Below are 18,079 nucleotides of genomic sequence, written 5' to 3' on the forward strand. Positions count from 1 at the left end.
CGAGTGCTCCGAACCGGCCGCTCCGCTGTACGCCGCTCGCGAACGAGCATCGAGCATCCCTGGGAGACACATGACGAGCACCCGCTCCGGCCGCGGTACCCGGATCGGTCTCATCGCCTTCATCGCCTCTCTCGCAGCGCTGCTGGTGCTGACGTTCCTGCCGCTGCCGTACGTGATCGAGCAGCCGGGACCCGTGTTCAACACGCTCGGAGAGGTCAAGGACGCCCAGGGCAAGAGCGTGCCGCTCATCTCCGTGACCGGGGCCGAGACGCACCCGACCAAGGGCGCGCTGGATCTGACCACCGTCCAGGTCGTCGGCAACAGGGAGACGCCGCCGTCCTGGATGCAGATCGTGCTCGCCTGGTTCGACCCCTCGAAGGCCGTTGTGCCGGTCGACGCCGTGTTCCCGCAGGGCGTCACGTCCACCCAGCGCGATCAGGCGAACCAGCTGATGATGGTCGACTCCCAGCAGGAGGCGACCGCCGCGGCCCTGCGCGAGCTCGGACACACGGTGCCGGTCGCGATCCAGGTCGCCACGGTGACGGATGACGGCGCCGCGCACGGCATCCTGCAGAAGGGCGACACGCTCGTGGCGCTCAACGGCACCAATCCGACCGATTCGAACGCCCTGCGCGCGGAGATCCAGGACGCGCAGGGGGCGCCCGTGACGCTCACGATCGAACGCGACGGGCAGCGCAAGGACGTCTCGGTCACCCCGAGGCGGCAGACCGCCGACGGCACGAGCCGCTGGCTTCTCGGCGTGACGCTGCAGCAGAAGTACACCTTCCCGATCGACGTGAAGCTGCAGCTCGACAACGTGGGCGGACCGAGCGCGGGGATGATGTTCGCGCTCGGGATCATCGACACGCTGACCCCGGGCGCCCTCAACGGCGGCAAGCAGGTCGCGGGCACGGGCACGATCACGGCGGACGGGACGGTCGGCCCGATCGGCGGCATCCGCCAGAAGCTGTACGGTGCCCGCTCCGCCGGGGCGACGTGGTTCCTCGCGCCGGGGGCCAACTGCGACGAGGTCTACGGGCACGTTCCGGCCGGGCTCACCGTGGTGCGCACCGACAGCCTGCGCGAGTCGCTGGACGCGCTGAAGGTCATCGCCGACGGGGGAGACACGGCCAAGCTGCCCACGTGCACCGCCGCCGACGTGAAGAAGTAGCGCCCGCGGTCGCGATGCGTTCGCGACGGGCGAAGCCGGGCATGCCGCGGCTCAGGATCCCGGGAATCCGCCGACCTAGGATGGAACGGTGACCTCACCTGCACCGGCCGCACCCCGAACCGCCCGCCGCATCGTCCTCGCGACGGTGGTGATCCTCGCCGTGCTCATCGCCGCGTTCTTCGTGTTCGCGACGATGTACACCGACTTCCTCTGGTACGACCAGCTGAACTTCGCGCAGGTGCTCACCACGCGATGGATCGCCACGGCCACGATGTTCGTGGTCGGGTTCCTCGGCATGGCCGTCCCGATGTTCATCTCGATCCAGCTCGCCTACCGGCTGCGCCCCGTGTACGTGCGGCTGAGTTCGCAGCTGGACCGCTACCAGGAGGTGGTCGAGCCGCTGCGCCGCCTCGCCATGTGGGGGATGCCGGTGTTCTTCGGGCTGTTCGCGGGCTTCGCCGCCGCCGGGCAGTGGGAGATCGTCTGGCAGTGGGCGAACGGCACCGCGACCGGGAAGACGGACGCGCAGTTCCACCTCGACACCGGGTTCTATCTCTTCGACCTGCCGTTCTACGAGGCGCTGCTCGGTTTCGTCTCGGCCGTGCTGATCCTGAGCCTGCTCGTCTCGGCGCTCGTGCTGTACCTGTACGGCTCGGTGCGCGTCGGGCAGGGCGAGCTGCGGATCTCCAAGGCCGCACGCGTGCAGCTGGCCGTGATCGCCGGCGTGTATCTGCTCGTCCAGGCCATCAGCCTGTGGGTCGATCGCTACAAGACCCTCACCGCGACCGAGGACAAGATCACCGGTGCGGCCTTCACCGGGGTGAACGCCACGATCCCGGGCCTGTCGATCCTCGCGATCATCGCGGTCCTCGTGGCCGTCCTCTTCTTCGTCACGGCCGTCATCGGCCACTGGCGCTTCCCGCTCGCGGCGACCGCGCTGCTGATCGTCGCCGCGCTCGTGCTCGGCATCGGGTACCCGTGGGCGGTGAACACCTTCCAGGTGAAGCCGAACCAGAACCAGCTCCAGGCCCAGTACTACGAGCGCAACCTGAAGGCGACCAAGGCCGCCTACGGCATCGACGACGTCGAGACCACTCCGTTCAAGGCGCAGACGTCGGCCGAGCCGGGGCAGCTGCGCAGTGACGCCGACACCACGGCCTCCATCCGGATCATGGATCCGAACGTCATCGGCCCGACGTTCCAGCAGCTCGAGCAGTACCGCAGCTACTACAAGTTCCCGCAGAAGCTCGACGTCGACCGGTACAAGATCGACGGAAAGAACCAGGACGCGGTGGTCGCCGTCCGCGAGATCGACACGAGCCGCATCCCCAGCCAGACCTGGAACAACAGCACCCTCGTGTACACCCACGGCTACGGTCTCGTCGCCGCGGCGGGCAACCAGCGCACGGACGACGGAGAGCCGGTGTTCCTGGAGCGGGGCATCCCGACCTCGGGCGCGCTGACCGGAAGCCAGAAGTTCGAGCCGCGCGTGTACTTCGGCGAGAACTCGCCGGCCTACTCGATCGTCGGCGCCCCCAAGGGCACCGCGCCGGTCGAGATCGACTACCCGCGCGGCAAGGACTCGAGCGAGAACCAGACCAAGACGACCTTCACCGGCGACGGCGGACCGCGCATCGGCAACTTCTTCACGAAGCTGCTGTACGCGCTGAAGTTCCAGTCCGAGCAGATCCTCTTCTCGGACAGCGTGAACCAGGACTCCCAGATCCTGTACGACCGCGATCCGACGACGCGCGTGCAGAAGGCCGCGCCCTACCTCACGCTCGACAGCGATCCGTACCCGAGCATCGTGGACGGGCGGATCGTGTGGATCGTCGACGGCTACACCACGAGCTCGAGCTACCCGTACTCGACGACCGTGAACCTGCCCAAGGCGATCAGCGACTCGGTGAACACCCAGCCCGGGTTCGTCACCGACGACATCAACTACATCCGCAACTCGGTCAAGGCGACCGTCGACGCCTACGACGGCAAGGTCACGCTCTACGCCTGGGATCCGGCGGATCCGGTCCTGAAGACCTGGCAGAAGATCTATCCGTCCACGCTCAAGCCGATCAGCGACATGTCGGCGCAGCTGATGAGCCACGTGCGCTACCCGACCGACCTGTTCAAGGTGCAGCGCGCGATGCTCGGCACGTACCACGTGTCCGACGCCGCCTCGTTCGCCCGGCAGGACAATCTCTGGGAGACTCCGAACGACCCGCAGAGCGACTCCGCCAACCCCGAGCTGCAGCCGCCTTACTACCTGAGCATGAAGATGCCGGGGCAGGACCAGTCGCAGTTCTCGATGTACACGACGTTCATCCCCGCCTCGCAGGGCTCCAACAGCCGCAACGTGCTGTTCGGCTACCTGGCGGTCGATGCGGACGCGGGATCGACCGCGGGCAAGAAATCGTCGTCCTACGGCAAGCTGCGCATGCTCGAGATCGATGCGGACACGACCGTGCCGGGCCCCGGTCAGGTGCAGAACTCGTTCGATTCGGATCCGACGGTGGGCCAGCAGCTCAACCTGCTCAAGCAGGGCCAGTCGAAGGTCACGCACGGCAACCTGCTGACGCTGCCCGTCGGTGGCGGCTTCCTGTACGTGCAGCCTGTGTTCGTACAGTCCTCGGGCGGCACGCAGGTGCCGCGCCTGCAGAAGATCCTCGTCGCGTTCGGTGACAAGATCGCCTTCGCGGACACGCTCACCGAGGCGCTGGACCAGCTCTTCGGCGGCAACTCCGGCGCGACGGGCGGCGACAACAACGTCACCCCGACACCGACGCCCACGCCCGGATCCGGGACGGGCACGACGCCGCCGACCGGTGACGCTGCGTTCCAGGCCGCCCTGGCCGACGCGAAGGCGGCGATGCTCGCCCGCGACGCGGCCCTGAAGGCCGGCGACCTGTCGGAGTTCGCGGTGCAGGACCAGAAGCTCACGGACGCCGTGAACCGGCTTCTGCAGCTTCAGCAGAGCGGGAGCAGCACCACGAAGTAGCCCCGATTGGCGCTCCGCCGAATCCCGTGCTAAGCTCATTTCTTGTGCCGCGGGGTGGAGCAGTTCGGTAGCTCGCCGGGCTCATAACCCGGAGGTCGCAGGTTCAAATCCTGTCCCCGCAACAAGAGAAGGCCCCCTGATCAGGAGAAATCCCGATCAGGGGGCCTTCGTCATGCACGGATCCGGTGCGGGGATCGGGTGCGGAACCCTGATCCGGGCCGCCCGCGGAGGCGTCGGGAATACCGTGCCCGGAGCGGGTCTTATCGCTCTCTGTGAATCTTTACGAACCGGCCGTCTTCGGCGCCCTGAACCTGTCCAACCGCGTCGTCATGGCGCCGCTCACCCGCACTCGCGCAGACGCGGACGGCGTGCCGACGGCGACCATGGAGCAGTACTACCGGCAGCGGGCCGGACAGGGCCTCATCATCACGGAGGGCACGTGGCCGGCTCCCGAGGGCAAGTCGTACCCCGGCCAGCCGGGGATCGTCACCCCGGAGCAGATCGAGGCGTGGCGGCGGATCGCCGACGCCGTGCATGAGGCCGGCGGAACCATCGTCATGCAGCTGATGCACGGAGGGCGCGTATCGCACCCGGCGATCTCGGGGGAGCCGCGCGTGGTGGCCCCCAGCGCTCTCGCCGCGCCCGGCGACACGCACACCCCGGACGGCAAGGCGGAGCTGCCGGTCGCGCACGCCCTCTCCGAGGAGGAGGTCGCCTCGGTCGTCGCGCAGTTCGCCCAGGCGGCGCGCAACGCGATCGCCGCAGGCATGGACGGCGTCGAGGTGCACGGGGCGAACGGCTATCTCGTGCACCAGTTCCTTTCGCCGGTCTCCAACATCCGAGAGGACCGGTATGGCGGCGCACCGGAGAACCGTGCACGCTTCGCCCTCGAGGTCGTTCACGCCGTCGCCGAGGCCGTCGGCGCCGACCGCACCGGGATCCGCCTCTCGCCGCAGCACAACATCCAGGGTGTCCTGGAGGAGGACGAGACCGACGCTCGAGCCGTGTACGCGGCTGTGGCGCGCGGTGTCGCGCCGCTGGGCCTCGCCTTCGTGGATGTGCTCTTCGCGGCGCCGACGGCGGAGATCGTGCAGCAGATCCGCCGCGCGGCCGGCGCCCCGCTGATCGTCAACTCCGGCTTCGCCGAGGTCACCGCCAAGGCCGACGCGGAGACACTCGTCGCCGAGGGCTGGGCCGACGCGGTCGCCGTGGGCCGACCCGTCATCGCCAACCCGGATCTGGCGGTGCGCTGGGCGCAGGACGCCGCCCTCAACCAGCCGCGCCCCGAACTGTTCTACGGCGCCACCGCCGAGGGGTACATCGACTACCCGTCGCTCGAAGCCGCGATCTGACGACCGCCGTCGCTCAGTGCGCGCGCATCTGGGCGACGGCGGCCTCCCGGTCGATGAGATTCATCACGTCACCGATCGAGCTCACGAGCGGTGCGGGTGCGATCACCAGCGTGTTCTTGTCGACGCCGATCTCCACGAGAGTCTGCAGGGTGCGCAGCTGCAGCGCGAGCGGGTGCGACATCATCGTGTCGGATGCCGACCCCAGCTGGGCGGCGGCGAGCGCCTCGCCCTCGGCCGCGATGATCTTCGCCCTCTTCTCGCGCTCCGCCTCGGCCTGCTTGGCCATGGCGCGCTTCATCGTGTCCGGGAGCAGGATGTCCTTGAGTTCGACCAGGGTCACCTCGACGCCCCAGTCCACCGTGATGACGTCGAGGATCTCCCGGATGTTCGCGTTCAGCGCGGCCGTGTCGGAGAGGATGTCGTCGAGGTGGTGCTGCCCGACGACCCGGCGCAGCGTGGTCTGCGCGATCTGATCGATCGCGGCCCGCACGTTCTCGATGGCGATGACCGACTTCACCGGATCCTGCACCCGGTAGTACGCCACCGCCGAGACGCCGACCGTGACGTTGTCCTTCGTGATGATGCCCTGCGACTGGATCGGCATCGTCACGATCCGCAGCGACACCGGGATGAGCACGTCGACGATCGGGAAGATGAACCGGATCCCCGGCTCGCGCACGTTGTGCAGGCGGCCGAAGCGCAGCACCACGCCGCGCTCGTACTGCCGCACGATGCGCGCGGAGAGGAAGAACACGATGATCGCGAGGATCACCACGACGCTGACGATGATGAGCGGGGTCATGGGGACCGCCTCCTCCGGCTCCGGTGACGTGCCGCGGGCCAGTGCCTCCATTGTCCTCCTGCGCGCGGGATGATGGATCCATGTCCACCGGATCCGTGACCGTCGCCGTCTGCCAGTTCGCGCCCGTCGCAGACCGGGCCGTCAACCGCGAACGCATCGGCGAGCTCGTCGCGGGGGCCGCGGCGCGCGGGGCCGGGCTGGTCGTGCTGCCCGAGTACTCGAGCTACTTCGTCGACCCGATGGACGAGACCCTGGCGGCGCAGGCGGAGGACCTCGACGGGGCGTTCACGCAGGAGCTGACGCGCCTGGCCGCGGAGCACGGCGCCGTGATCGTGGCAGGGCTGGTGGAGCGCGCCGACGCCGGACGCGTCCGCAATGCCGTCGTCGCCGTGGATGCCACGGGCGTCCTGGCCGTCTATCGCAAGCAGCACCTGTACGACGCGTTCGGTCAGACGGAGTCCCGCTGGATCGAGCCCGGCGAGATCGGGGGAGCGGCGACGTTCGCCGTCGACGGGCTGACGTTCGGACTGATGACCTGCTACGACCTGCGCTTCCCCGAGGTGGCGCGCACCCTGGTCGACGCCGGAGCCGATGCGCTCGTGGTCCCCGCGGAATGGGTGCGCGGCCCGCTCAAGGAGCATCACTGGACGACCCTGCTCGCGGCGCGTGCGATCGAGAGCACGAGCTACGTCGTCGCGGCTGACCACCCCGGGCCGGTCGGCGTGGGCCACTCCGCGGTCGTCGACCCGCAGGGGGCGGTCGTCGCGGGCGTCGGCACGGGGGAGGGGATCGCGGTCGCGGAGCTCGACGCCGACACCGTCGCGCGCGTGCGCGAGGTCAACCCGGCGCTCCGGCTGCGTCGCTATCGTGTCGTGCCGCGCTGAGCGGTCAGTCCCTGCGGAAGCCCGCCAGGCGCTCCGACGCCTCGGCGATCACCTCGGGCCGCTTGCACGCGGCGAAGCGCACCAGGCCGCGGTACGCGTCCCGGTGCTCCGGCAGGACGAACGCCGTGAGCGGGATCGCCGCGACGCCCGCCCGGACGGGCAGCTCGCGGCAGAACGCAGCCGCGTCGGCGCCGCCGATCGCGCACGCGTCCGCGACGGTGAAGTAGCCGCCGGCGGGAGGGTGCACCTCGAACCCCGCGGCCGTGAGACCGCGGGCGAGCAGATCGTGCTTCGCGTGCAACCGCTCGGCGGCGTCGAGGAAGAACGCGTCGGGCAGCCGCAGCCCCGCGGCGACCGCGGGCTGGAAGGGGCCGCCGTTGACGTAGGTGAGGAACTGCTTGACGCTGAGCACGGCGGTGATCAGCTCGGCCGGGCCGTGGATCCACCCGATCTTCCACCCGGTCACGGAGAACGTCTTGCCGGCGGACGAGATCGTCAGCGTGCGCTCCCCGGCGTCGGGCAGGGTCGCGATCGGCACATGCGGGGCGGTGAAGGCGAGGTGCTCGTACACCTCGTCCGTGACGATGATCGCGTCGTGCTCGTGGGCGAGGCGCACGATCTGGGCGCGGATCTCGTCGCTCAGCACCGCACCGGTCGGATTGTGCGGGTCGTTGACGAGGATCACCCGGCAGCGATCGGTCACCGCGCTCGCGAGCTCGTCGGGATCGGGCTGGAAGCCGGGCAGGCGCAGCGGGACCGTCCGCAGCCTCGCCCCGCTGAGGGCGGCGATGGCGGCGTAGGAGTCGTAGAACGGCTCGAAGACCACGATCTCGTCCTCCGGGCCGTCCACGAGCGCCAGGAGGGCCGCCGCGATCGCCTCGGTCGCGCCGGCCGTCACCACGATCTCTCGCTCCGGATCGAGCTCGAGGCCGTAGAACCGGCGCTGGTGCTCGGCGATCGCCTGGAGCAGGTCGGGCACTCCACGGCCCGGCGGGTACTGGTTCGCACCGCCGAGGATCGCCGCCCGGGCCGCCTCGAGCACCTCCGCGGGCCCGTCCTCGTCCGGGAACCCCTGACCGAGGTTGATCGCCCTCGTACGGGCCGCGAGCGCCGAGATCTCGGCGAAGATGGTGGGGGCGACCTCTCCCGACGGGGAGAGCAGGCCGGCGCCGGCCGCGGTGCGGCGCCAGGCGCCAGGAAGGATTCCCATGGCGCCCAGGGTAACGCCATAGCGGAATCTCCCAGCGAGCATAAGAAAAACACAGAAATGGCCGTCAGTCTGTAAGGGCAAGGTTCGAAGGAGCAGACATGAACGAGCAGACGCCTCACCCCGACGCCGGACACTCCGTGCCCCCGTCGTTCTCGTCCACCCCCGTCGCCGACACCAGCGTCCCGGCCGGTGCGACGGCCCCCACGACCCCCCTCCCGCCGACCGGCGCCTACGCGCAGGCACAGCCCGCGCCGGCCGGAACCCCCGGCGTGCACACCGGCGCCGCCTTCGGCGCGGCCGCCACCCCCGCCGAGCCCAAGGCGAAGAGCGGCGTCGGCGGCGGCAAGATCGCGGCCATCATCATCGCCGCGGCCCTCGTCGGAGGCATCGCCGGCGTCGGCGGAGCAGTCGGCTACGGCTCGCTGACCGCCTCGAGCTCCTCGTCGTCGAAGTCGGCGTCCGGGCCCAGCACCGTCACGGTGAACAACCCCGAGTCCGTCTCGGAGGCCACCGCGATCGCCGCCAAGGCCGTGCCCTCGGTCGTCACGATCGAGGTGTCCGGATCCAGCGCCGCGGGATCCGGCTCCGGCATCGTGCTCGACAAGGAAGGGCACATCCTCACCAACGCGCACGTGGTGACGCTGGACGGCGAGGTGTCCGATCCCGCCATCCGCGTGACCACCTCGGACGGCCGCATCCTCGACGCCACCGTCGTCGGCATCGATGCGACCTACGACATGGCCGTCATCAAGGTGAAGGACGGCTCGGGCCTCACCCCGATGGAGTTCGCCGACTCGTCCAAGCTCAACGTCGGATCGATGACGGTCGCCGTCGGCGCTCCGCTGGGGCTGGCGAACTCGGTGACGACGGGCATCGTCAGCGCGCTCAACCGCAGCATCCAGATCCAGTCGTCCGCAGCGCCCTCCCAGAGCGGCGGGGACCAGCAGAAGAGCCCGAACCAGGACGGCTCCCAGCAGCCGTTCCAGTTCGACATCCCGGGCCGCGGCTCCGGGTCGCAGAGCTCCGCCTCGACCATCTCGATCTCGGTGATCCAGACCGATGCGGCGATCAACCCCGGCAACTCCGGCGGGGCGCTGGTCGACAGCGACGGAAAGCTCATCGGCGTGAACGTGGCCATCGCCAGCGCCGGATCCTCGTCGTCCTCGTCCGGCCAGTCGGGGAACATCGGCGTCGGCTTCGCGATCCCGTCGAACATCGCCAAGCGCATCGCGAACGACATCATCTCCGACGGCAAGGCGACGCACGGCCTGCTCGGCGCGACCGTGCAGGACGCGAGCGGGCAGAAGGGCGCGACCGTCGTCGGCGCCGCGATCGCCTCGGTCACGAGCGGCGGCGCCGCGGCGAACGCCGGCATCCAGGCCGGCGACGTGGTCACCGGCTTCAACGGCAACCCGATCAGCGACGCGAGCGACCTCACGGCGCAGGTGCGCTCGGTCGCCGGCGGCAGCTCCGCCACGCTGACGATCGTCCGCGACGGCAAGAGCCAGGACATCACGGTGACCCTGGGCACGCTCACCCCGTGACCCGCGCCTGAACCTTGCCTCAGAAGAAGGACGCCACCCCGCGATAGGCTCGCGGGGTGGCGTCCTTCTCCTTCCGTGCGGGTAACGCCGGCAAGCTGCTGAGGATCCCGCTCTACCTGCTCGGCCGCCTGGGCACCGCCGTCGTCCCGCGCGGGCGCGGCTGGGTGATCGGCTGCGGGGCCGGGATCGGCGACGGTGCGCTCGCCCTCTGGCGGGCGGCGACCGAGGCCGGGCTGCAGCCCGTCTGGCTGACCGGCTCGGACCGTGAGCTGCGTGAGGCCGCCGAGCTCGGCATCCCCGCGATCCCGAAGAGCGGCGTGCGCGGCTGGTGGGCGACCGCCCGGGCGGGCGTGGTCGTGGTCACGCACGGCTTCGGCGACGTCAACCGCTATGCGGTCTCCGGAGGCCTCGCGCGCCCCGCCGTCGTCGTGCAGCTGTGGCACGGCATCCCGCTCAAGCGCATCGGGCTGGACTCTCCGGCCACCGTGCAGAGCGCCTTCCTGCCGCGCTTCGTGCCGCTGCAGCGCCTCCTCGGCCTGCTCTACCGCGGTCAGACGAGACGGATCCGGGTGCTGCCGGCCGCGTCGGACCGGGCGCGCGCCCGGCTGGAGTCGGCCTTCGGCCTCGGCGTGCAGCAGGTGCTGGTGACGGGGGAGCCGCGTGTCGACGTGCTCTCCGCCGGGGAGCCGTCCGCGCGACGCGCCGATGCCGCGGCGCGTCGCGATGCCGCGGTCGGGCCGATCCCCGAGGGCTCGCGCGTCGTGCTCTACGCGCCCACCTGGCGCGACGGCGCGCCGGATCCTGCCGTCCCCACCGCCACGGAGTGGGCGCGCCTCGTCGATGTCCTCGAGCGCACCGACAGCGTGCTGCTCGTGCGCTCCCACCCGCTGGGCGAGGGCGAGTACCGTCCTCCTGAGGCCACCGATCGGGTGCGCGCGATCGGCTCCGCCGTGCTCGCCGACATCACGCCGGTGCTGCCCGCGATCGACGTGCTCGTGACCGACTACTCGTCGCTCGCGTACGATGTGGGACTCCTCGCCATGCCCGTCGTCTACCTCGCGCCCGATCCCGTCGAGTACGCGGCGTCGCGCGGCTTCTACGGGACCTACGCCGAGGTGGCCGGGGCCGACCCGGCACCCGACTGGGCGACGGCCGCCGCGCAGCTCGAAGGCGTGCTCACCGACGACGCGGAACGCGCCCGCCGCGCGGCGCTGTCCTCTGAACTCAGCGCCCGCATGCACGCGCACCGGGACGGACGCAACACCGACCGGGTGCTGGCGGCGATCCTCTCCCGCGCGGGCTCCGCGTCGCCGACCCCCGCTTCGAAGGGAACCCCATGACCAGCCGCGTCACGACCGCCCGAATCGACGAGGAGCAGCAGGAGCTGCTGATCGGCGGGGACGGATCCGCGCCGGACGGGATCGAGCTCGTCGGCCGCCGCGCGGTCGCCGCCGCCTCCGACATCGTCACGGCGAACGACGGCGCGGCCTGGAGCGCCGTGCTGCCGTTGCGCGCCTCGCGGTGGGGCGGCCCGGAGCTGCCACTGCCGACGGGCGACTATGCACTGGTCGTCGACGGTCGCACGACGGCCCTCCCCGCTGTCGAGACCGTGGTCCTTCCGGGCCTCCGCGTCGGATCTGCCGGCGGCGACCTGCAGGTCGCCGCACCGGTCGATCCGGCGTACGAGACCGCGGAGGGACGCCTCGCGCTCGAGGGGCGCTACGCGGCGCTGCCCGGTGCCGGGGAGAACGCGGTCTTCTTCGAGGCCTTCTACGGACAGTCCAGCGGCTGCAACCCCGGGGCCATCGACCGGGAGCTCGCCGCACGCGCTCCCGGCGTCACCCGGTACTGGAGCGTCGTCGACCTCTCCGTCCCCGTGCCGGACGGTGCGGTGCCGGTCGTGGAAGGGTCCCCCGAGTGGTGGCGGGCGCGCGCCGATGCGCGGCTCCTCATCGTGAACGACTGGCTGCGCCGCCGCTTCGATCGCAAGCCGGGGCAGCGGGTGCTGCAGACCTGGCACGGCACTCCGCTCAAGCGCCTCGCGCTGCATCGTCCAGGGCTCCATCCGCGGCGCTGGCTCGCCGTGGTCCGGGAGTCCCGTCGCTGGGATGTGCTGCTTGCGCAGAACCCGTATGCCGAGCGGGTGCTGCGCAAGGCGTACGCATTCCTCCGCAAGCCGGTGTGGGTCGACGGGTACCCCCGCAACGACGTGCTCACCACGGGCGATCCCGCGCGCATCCGCGCCGCGCTCGGCATCGATCCGGGGGACCGGGTGCTGCTGTACGCGCCGACCTGGCGCGACGACCGATCCGAGATGGTCGACTTCGTGGACCCGAACGCGCTCGCCGAGGCCGGCGACTGCGTCGTGCTCGTGCGCGGGCACTCCCGCACCATCCGTCCGGGTCGCGATCAGGCGGGTTCCCGCGTCATCGACGTGACCGGCTACCCCGACACAGCGGAGCTGCTGCTGGTCGCCGACGCGCTCGTCACGGACTACTCCTCGGTGATGTTCGACTTCAGCGCCACCGGCAAGCCGATGTACTTCCTGGTGCCCGATCTGGAGCACTACCGGGGGAAGCTGCGCGGCTTCTACTTCGATCTCGCCGCGCGCGCCCCGGGCCCCCTCGTCCGCACGCAGGACGAGCTGGTCGCCGCGCTCTCCGATGTGTCGGCTCTCGCCGAGCACGCACCCAAGTACGTCGCATGGCAGGCGCAGTTCAACGGCCGGGACGACGGGGCCGCGTCTGCGCGGGTGGTCGATCGGATCCTGGATCTCGGCTGGCTGGAGGCCTGACGCGGCCGCACGCACGATCCCGGGCCCGGACGGGGTCAGGGCAGGGGCGTGTTCCGCGTGCCCAGCCGGGACGTGTCGACCGTGTCGTGCGCGCCGCGCAGGACGCCCATGAGGAAGCCGAGCCCCCACGACAGGTGCATGGTCGGGAGCACGGCGAGCGTCCAGATGCGCTCGCGGGCGGAGCGCGGGGGATCCGTCGGGCGTCCGGGGGCGAGCGCCATCGCGATCACCAGCACGGCGTATGCCATGAGCGGCAGATACACGATCGAGGCGAGCAGTCCCGGCACGCCGGACAGCACCCCGGTCACCTGGAGCACCGCGACCACGAGGGCGAGGGCGAGGATCACCAGGAGTGCGGGCGGCGCGAAGAAGCGCAGGCCGTTGCTGCGCCCGTAGCGGCGCACGAGCTCTCCTCGCCATGCGCCGGTCGAGCGGAACTGCCGCGCGAGCCGGATCCAGCTCTCGCGCGGCCAATAGGTCACGGCGAGCTGCGGATCGAACCACACGGTGTGCCCGGCCTGACGGATCCGCAGATTGAGCTCCCAGTCCTCACCGCGGCGGATGGACTCGTCGAACAGCCCCACCTCGTCGAGCACGGTGCGCCGCATGACGCCGAGGTACGCGGACTCGGCCGTGCCCTCGCGGGTGCCCCCGTGATAGCTGCCTCCGCCGAGGCCGACGGGCGAGTTGTATGCGCGGGCGACGGCGGTCTGGAACGGGGTGCGGCCATCGGCGCGCATGACGCCGCCGACGTTCGCCGCTCCGGTGCGCTCGAGCGTCTGGATCGCCCGCCGGGCGTAGCCGGGGGAGAGCTCGGAGTGCGCGTCGACCCGGATGATCGTGGGGTGGCTGCTCGCCCGGATCGCCGTGTTGAGCCCCACCGGGATGTCGGCGGCGGGGTTGTGCACGATGCGGAGCCGGGGCTCGCGTGTTGCGAGGCGCTCGGCGAGCTGGGTCGTGCCGTCCGAGGAGGGGCCCAGAGCCAGGACGAGCTCCGTGGGACCGTCCACGTCCTGCGCGAGCACCGACTCGACCGCATGCTCCAGGTACGCGCGTTCGTTCAGCACGGGCATCACGAACGACACGCCCGCGCCGGACAGCGCTGCACCCTGGTCGGGGGCGGACGGGTCGGAACGGCTCACCCGTCGATCCTTGCACGTCCGGCCTGCGAGACCGGCGGGAGCACGGCTCGGGCGCGTCGGGCTACCAGCGTCCGCCGTTCTCCCAGTACCGCCCGATGTCCTCCAGCGGGCGCCCCTTGGTCTCCGGCGCCAGCCAGACCACGAAGAAGAACGCGAGGATCGCGATGACCCCGAAGACGGCGAACGCCCCTGCGCCGCCGAGTGCGTTCAGGATCGTGAGGAAGAAGGCTCCGACGATGACGTTCGCGACCAGGTCGCTGGTGAGCATCACGCTCGCGCCGAGCGAGCGCAGGTGCGCCGGCATCGCCTCGCCCGCGTAGACCCACACCAGCGAGCCGAAGCCGAAGGTGAAGCCGGCCGTGAACAGCACGAGCCCGATGAACCCGGCGATCGTGAGCGCCCCGTCGAAGTGCCCGCCCCCGATCGCGAACACGATCACCAGCAGCAGGTTGGCCAGCACCATGGTCCCGATGCCGATCAGCAGCACGGGGCGGCGGCCCATCCGGTCGATCACGAGCAGGGCGACGAACACCGCGACCAGACCGGCGACCTGCACCAGCGCGGAGAGGCCGAGCTTGACGATGTCGTCGGTGAAGCCCATCGCCTCGAAGATGCGTGGGCTGTAGTACACGATCGCGTTGATGCCGGTCAGCTGCACGAAGAAGCCGAGCCCGACCACGAACAGCGTGGCCCGGAGAAAGGGCTTGCGCAGGAGGTCGCGCCACGACGCCGTGTGGCCGGCGGCGAACCCCGCCGTGATCGTCTCGATCTCGGCGTCGACGTCGACCTCGGGACCCTCGATGCGCGCCAGCGTGCTCCGGGCTTCGGATGTGCGGCCCTTCATCACGTACCAGCGCGCGGTGTCGGGGAGGCGGAGCAGCACGAGAGTGATGATCACGCCCGGGATCGCAGCGAGACCGAGCATCCACCGCCAGCTCTCGGTGGGGGCGAGCGCCATCGCCACGAGGTAGCCGAGGATGATGCCGGACACCGTGGCGACCTGATAGAGCACGAGGAAGGCGCCGCGTGAGCGTGCGGGTGCGGACTCGGCGACGAAGACGGGCACGACCACGACCGAGACGCCGATGGTCAGGCCGAGCAGGAACCGCGCGATCACCAGCACCCAGAGGAACGGCGCGAGGCCGGACAGCAGCGAGAACGCCGCGAACGACACGGCGACGACGACCATCGTCGGCTTCCGGCCGATGCGGTTGGCGAGCGCGCCGCCGAACAGCGCTCCGAGGATCTCCCCGACGACGACCGTGGTCGTGACCCAGGACTGCGCGGCGGCATCGAGATGGAAGTCCTCGGCGAGGTACAGCATCGCGCCGCCGATGTTGGACGAGTCGTATCCGTAGATGATGCCCACGGTCGCCGCGGCGATGCCGACCAGCAGCGCCAGACGGGTCGTCCGGCTGTTGCCGGTCAGTGCAGAGCTCATTCGCGTCCTTCTGATGAGAGCGTCCCGGGAGCGGGCGGATTCGAGAGTACACCGGGGCTCAGACGACGAATCGCCACACGTATTCCAGTCCGTCGTCCGGGCGGAACCAGGCCAGCGTGACCACGACATCGTCCACGTCGGTGTCGCACAGGCAGATCTCCAACTGCTCCCCTGGCCGCACGCGGCCCCAGAGCATCGTGCGTCCGGGATCCGTCGAGGTGCGGGCGAACGCCCGCACGAAGTCCACGCCGTCGGCGGCGTTCGTGACCACGGGGTGCGCGCGATCACGGCGGTCGATGCGCCACGGCACGGGGTAGGACGCGTCGGGCGTTCTCGCCGTCGTCGGATCGGGGGAGCGGGTCATGCCGCCACGCTAGGAGCGGGCGCCGACGGTCACGAGCCGCGTGCTGCGGTCACGGCGGCAGCGGTGCAGAACTTCTCTCGCGGCGCGGGTGTGCAGGCCGGTCAGAGTTCCTCGTCGGCGGGCTGCGTGGGATGCAGCCCCGGCCCCGGAGCCTCGGGATCGGAGATCGGCGCCGGCCTGCGACGAACGGCCTCGACGGCTCGACGGCCGACCACGCCGACGCCGCGTGCCGCGGAGCCGGCCGCGCCGGCGACGGCGGTGCCCGCGAGCTGCGCGCCCCGGGCGATCCGGCTCTCGATGCGCTGGGCGCCCTCCTGCGGTTCGAGCTCGGCGGGAAGCACAGCCGGCGGAAGCCCGAACGCACGACGCGAACTGGCCAGGACCCGACGGCCGAGCACGTGGTTCCCCGCACCGCCGATCACGGCGCCGACGCCGAACGGCAGTGCCTTGCCGAGGAACGAAGCCCCGCCGACGCCGGCGAACTGCTTGATGAGCATGTTCTTGAGCCGGTCGGCGAGGGGTCCCACGGCGGCCCGGGGGAGGGACTTCGTCACGAGCTCCCCCCAGTACGCGGGTCGGCCCGCCCCCTTGCCGGCCGCCTGGCCGGCCAGCTGGCGGATGAGGTCCACGCCCTCCTTGCCGAGCATGAGGGTCATCACCAGCGCTCGGGCGCGATCGGGGTTCTCGACCGTGATTCCGTGCACCTCGGCGATCGACTGGGCGAACAGCGCCGTCGTCTCGACGAAGCCGGCGGTCTCGACGCCCGAGAGCGCGAGGGTGACCCCGGTGCCGATCCCGGGGATCACGGCCGTGGCGCCGACCGCCGCACCGCCGGTCGTCACCGCGGCGAGGTAGCGCCGCTCCAGCAGGGTGATGATCTGCGCCGGGGTGGCGTCGGGGTGTCGCAGGCGGATGCTGCGGATGTGCGCGAGCACGAGAGGACGCTGCACCGCCAGCACCCGGTCGAGGCCACGGATGTGCATCGGATGCTCGGACGATCCGGCAGGAGGCAGACCGCCCGCCCACGGTGCATCGTCAGGGAGGGAGTGGATCCGGTGCACGGTCTTGTCGCCCGTGCTGCGCTCGTTTCGCCCCATGGACCAGAGCCTATGTCGATCGTCCTGCGAGGACGCCCGAAGACGCGGAGAGCCCGTGCACAGGGCACGGGCTCTCGCGGGAAGGGGACGGGATCAGACGAAGAGGTTCGCCCGCTCCAGATCCTCGGCGAAGTCGACCTCGACGGCGTACAGATCCGAGATGTCCATCGGCTCGAGCAGCAGCCCGTTCTCGACGATCGCGAGCTCGAGACCGCGCTCGAAGTAGTCCTGGTCGTCGACGCGCTGCAGCTGGCGCATGAAGGCCTGCTTGTCGCGCGAGGAGATGTAGTTGATGCCGACGGCCTCGCCGATGCCGCCCTTGACGGTCTTGGAGAGCTCCTTGATGTAGCCCTCGGCGTCGACGGTGTACTTGACCTCTTCGTCGCTGACCTTCGCGGTGTTGACGGTGACGAAGGACTGGTCGCGCTCGATGAGGGCGATCGCACGGCCCAGGATGCGCGGGTCGAACACGACGTCGCCGTTCATCCACAGCACGCCGCTGCGCCCGGTGGCGGCGAGGCCGCGCAGCAGGCTCTTGGACGTGTTGGTCTGGTCGTAGCGCTCGTTGTGCACGTAGTTCACGTCGGGGAACGCCTCGATGATCGTCTCGGCGCGGTAGCCGACGATCGTCGTGATGCGGACGTCGTCGCCGAACGCCGCGTGGATGTTGTCGTGCTGCTGCTGCATGATCGAGCGTCCGTCGTTGAGCTCGGTCAGCGGCTTCGGGAGGGAGCGCCCGAGGCGCGAGCCCATCCCGGCAGCGAGAATGATGGTCTGAAGAGTCACAGAAAAGCTCCTGTTACGTGTGTTCACGGTCATGTCACCGATGGGACACTTCCTCGTGCCAGCTGCCATGGTATCGATCCGCCCTGATCGCAGCATGTGCGGGGGAGGCGCGATGCCATTCCGTTATCGAGTGCTCGGTGCATTCCCAGGTTCGTCATGGGCGACATCCTCTGCGTCGCATCCCGTCACTTCGGGCGGTCCGCCCGGATTTCGCAGCACCCGGTTGCTACCGTGAATGCATGACCGGAGCATCCCATGACCCTCGCGCGCCCAAAGACTCCTCGCCGCCGGCGAAGCCGCGTCGCACGGCGTCGGCCGCCCCGCGGGGCACCGCCGCGCAGACGGCGCGCGTGAAGGCGGAGAGTCAGGCCGCGGCCACGGCCCCGAAGGCGTTGGACGGCAGCAGACCGAACCAGCCGAGGCCGGGGCGCTCGCGCACCGCGGTGGGGCGTTCCGTGGTGGTCAGCGCACGGTATGCGAGTGCGGTCCAGCCCCAG

General features: G+C 70.6%; 14 protein-coding genes and 1 tRNA gene. 8 read left to right on the forward strand and 7 right to left on the reverse strand.

Features of this window, described 5'->3' with window-relative positions; genetic code table 11:
• The first annotated feature begins 70 nt into the window (after window positions 1-70).
• From RL72_RS02200 to RL72_RS02215, 4 genes are all read left to right on the forward strand, one after another.
• Entirely contained in the window at window positions 71-1,171 is a 1,101-nt protein-coding gene (locus RL72_RS02200) for a YlbL family protein (protein WP_045249172.1), read from the forward strand.
• Window positions 1,172-1,259: 88 nt separating this feature from the next.
• Window positions 1,260-4,166: a UPF0182 family membrane protein gene (locus RL72_RS02205; RefSeq protein WP_258955451.1), complete on the forward strand. Its 2,907-nt coding sequence runs from the start codon at window positions 1,260-1,262 to the stop codon at window positions 4,164-4,166.
• A gap of 48 nt (window positions 4,167-4,214) precedes the next feature.
• Window positions 4,215-4,288: transfer RNA gene (locus tag RL72_RS02210), tRNA-Met, on the forward strand.
• Window positions 4,289-4,438: 150 nt separating this feature from the next.
• Entirely contained in the window at window positions 4,439-5,518 is a 1,080-nt protein-coding gene (locus RL72_RS02215; RefSeq protein WP_045249173.1) for an alkene reductase, read from the forward strand.
• A 13-nt stretch (window positions 5,519-5,531) separates the two neighbouring features.
• On the opposite strand, the gene RL72_RS02220 is transcribed toward RL72_RS02215, so the two are convergent.
• Window positions 5,532-6,320, reverse strand: a complete 789-nt coding sequence (locus RL72_RS02220) for a slipin family protein (protein ID WP_045249185.1) — start codon at window positions 6,318-6,320, stop codon at window positions 5,532-5,534.
• A gap of 80 nt (window positions 6,321-6,400) precedes the next feature.
• Here RL72_RS02220 and RL72_RS02225 point away from each other — a divergent pair, with 80 nt between their 5' ends.
• Window positions 6,401-7,204, forward strand: coding sequence for a carbon-nitrogen hydrolase family protein (locus RL72_RS02225; RefSeq protein WP_045249174.1), 804 nt, complete (start codon window positions 6,401-6,403; stop codon window positions 7,202-7,204).
• 4 nt (window positions 7,205-7,208) lie between these two features.
• Here RL72_RS02225 and RL72_RS02230 read toward each other — a convergent pair whose 3' ends face one another.
• A complete protein-coding gene (locus RL72_RS02230; RefSeq protein WP_045249175.1) occupies window positions 7,209-8,414 on the reverse strand; it encodes an aminotransferase class I/II-fold pyridoxal phosphate-dependent enzyme in 1,206 nt (401 codons plus the stop codon).
• A gap of 98 nt (window positions 8,415-8,512) precedes the next feature.
• On the opposite strand from RL72_RS02230, the gene RL72_RS02235 reads away from it, so the two are divergent.
• The 3 genes from RL72_RS02235 to RL72_RS02245 are packed head-to-tail and all read left to right on the forward strand — an operon-like array spanning window position 8,513 to window position 12,752.
• The gene (locus RL72_RS02235; protein WP_052674132.1) at window positions 8,513-9,958 is read left to right on the forward strand and encodes a S1C family serine protease; all 1,446 of its coding nucleotides are present in this window, start codon (window positions 8,513-8,515) and stop codon (window positions 9,956-9,958) included.
• Between the two features lie 56 nt (window positions 9,959-10,014).
• Window positions 10,015-11,298 (forward strand): CDP-glycerol glycerophosphotransferase family protein, encoded by a 1,284-nt coding sequence (locus tag RL72_RS02240; RefSeq protein WP_045249176.1) that lies wholly within the window; start codon window positions 10,015-10,017, stop codon window positions 11,296-11,298.
• Window positions 11,295-12,752: a CDP-glycerol glycerophosphotransferase family protein gene (locus tag RL72_RS02245; RefSeq protein WP_045249177.1), complete on the forward strand. Its 1,458-nt coding sequence runs from the start codon at window positions 11,295-11,297 to the stop codon at window positions 12,750-12,752. Before RL72_RS02240 ends, RL72_RS02245 begins: the two co-directional genes overlap by 4 nt.
• 35 nt (window positions 12,753-12,787) lie before the next feature.
• On the opposite strand, the gene RL72_RS02250 is transcribed toward RL72_RS02245, so the two are convergent.
• From RL72_RS02250 to RL72_RS02270, 5 genes are all read right to left on the reverse strand, one after another.
• Complete coding sequence (locus RL72_RS02250) at window positions 12,788-13,894, reverse strand: glycosyltransferase family 2 protein (RefSeq protein WP_487246354.1); 1,107 nt, start codon at window positions 13,892-13,894, stop codon at window positions 12,788-12,790.
• Window positions 13,895-13,955: 61 nt separating this feature from the next.
• Window positions 13,956-15,464, reverse strand: coding sequence for a sugar porter family MFS transporter (locus RL72_RS02255; protein ID WP_082071970.1), 1,509 nt, complete (start codon window positions 15,462-15,464; stop codon window positions 13,956-13,958).
• Window positions 15,394-15,699 (reverse strand): hypothetical protein, encoded by a 306-nt coding sequence (locus tag RL72_RS02260; protein WP_045249179.1) that lies wholly within the window; start codon window positions 15,697-15,699, stop codon window positions 15,394-15,396. Before RL72_RS02260 ends, RL72_RS02255 begins: the two co-directional genes overlap by 71 nt.
• A 101-nt stretch (window positions 15,700-15,800) precedes the next feature.
• The gene (locus tag RL72_RS02265) at window positions 15,801-16,796 is read right to left on the reverse strand and encodes a hypothetical protein (protein WP_045249180.1); all 996 of its coding nucleotides are present in this window, start codon (window positions 16,794-16,796) and stop codon (window positions 15,801-15,803) included.
• Window positions 16,797-16,889: 93 nt separating this feature from the next.
• The gene (locus RL72_RS02270) at window positions 16,890-17,582 is read right to left on the reverse strand and encodes a phosphocholine cytidylyltransferase family protein (RefSeq protein ID WP_045249181.1); all 693 of its coding nucleotides are present in this window, start codon (window positions 17,580-17,582) and stop codon (window positions 16,890-16,892) included.
• Between the last annotated feature and the right edge of the window lie 497 nt (window positions 17,583-18,079).

The sequence above is a fragment of the Microbacterium azadirachtae genome (assembly GCF_000956545.1).
GTDB classification, from domain to species: domain Bacteria; phylum Actinomycetota; class Actinomycetes; order Actinomycetales; family Microbacteriaceae; genus Microbacterium; species Microbacterium azadirachtae.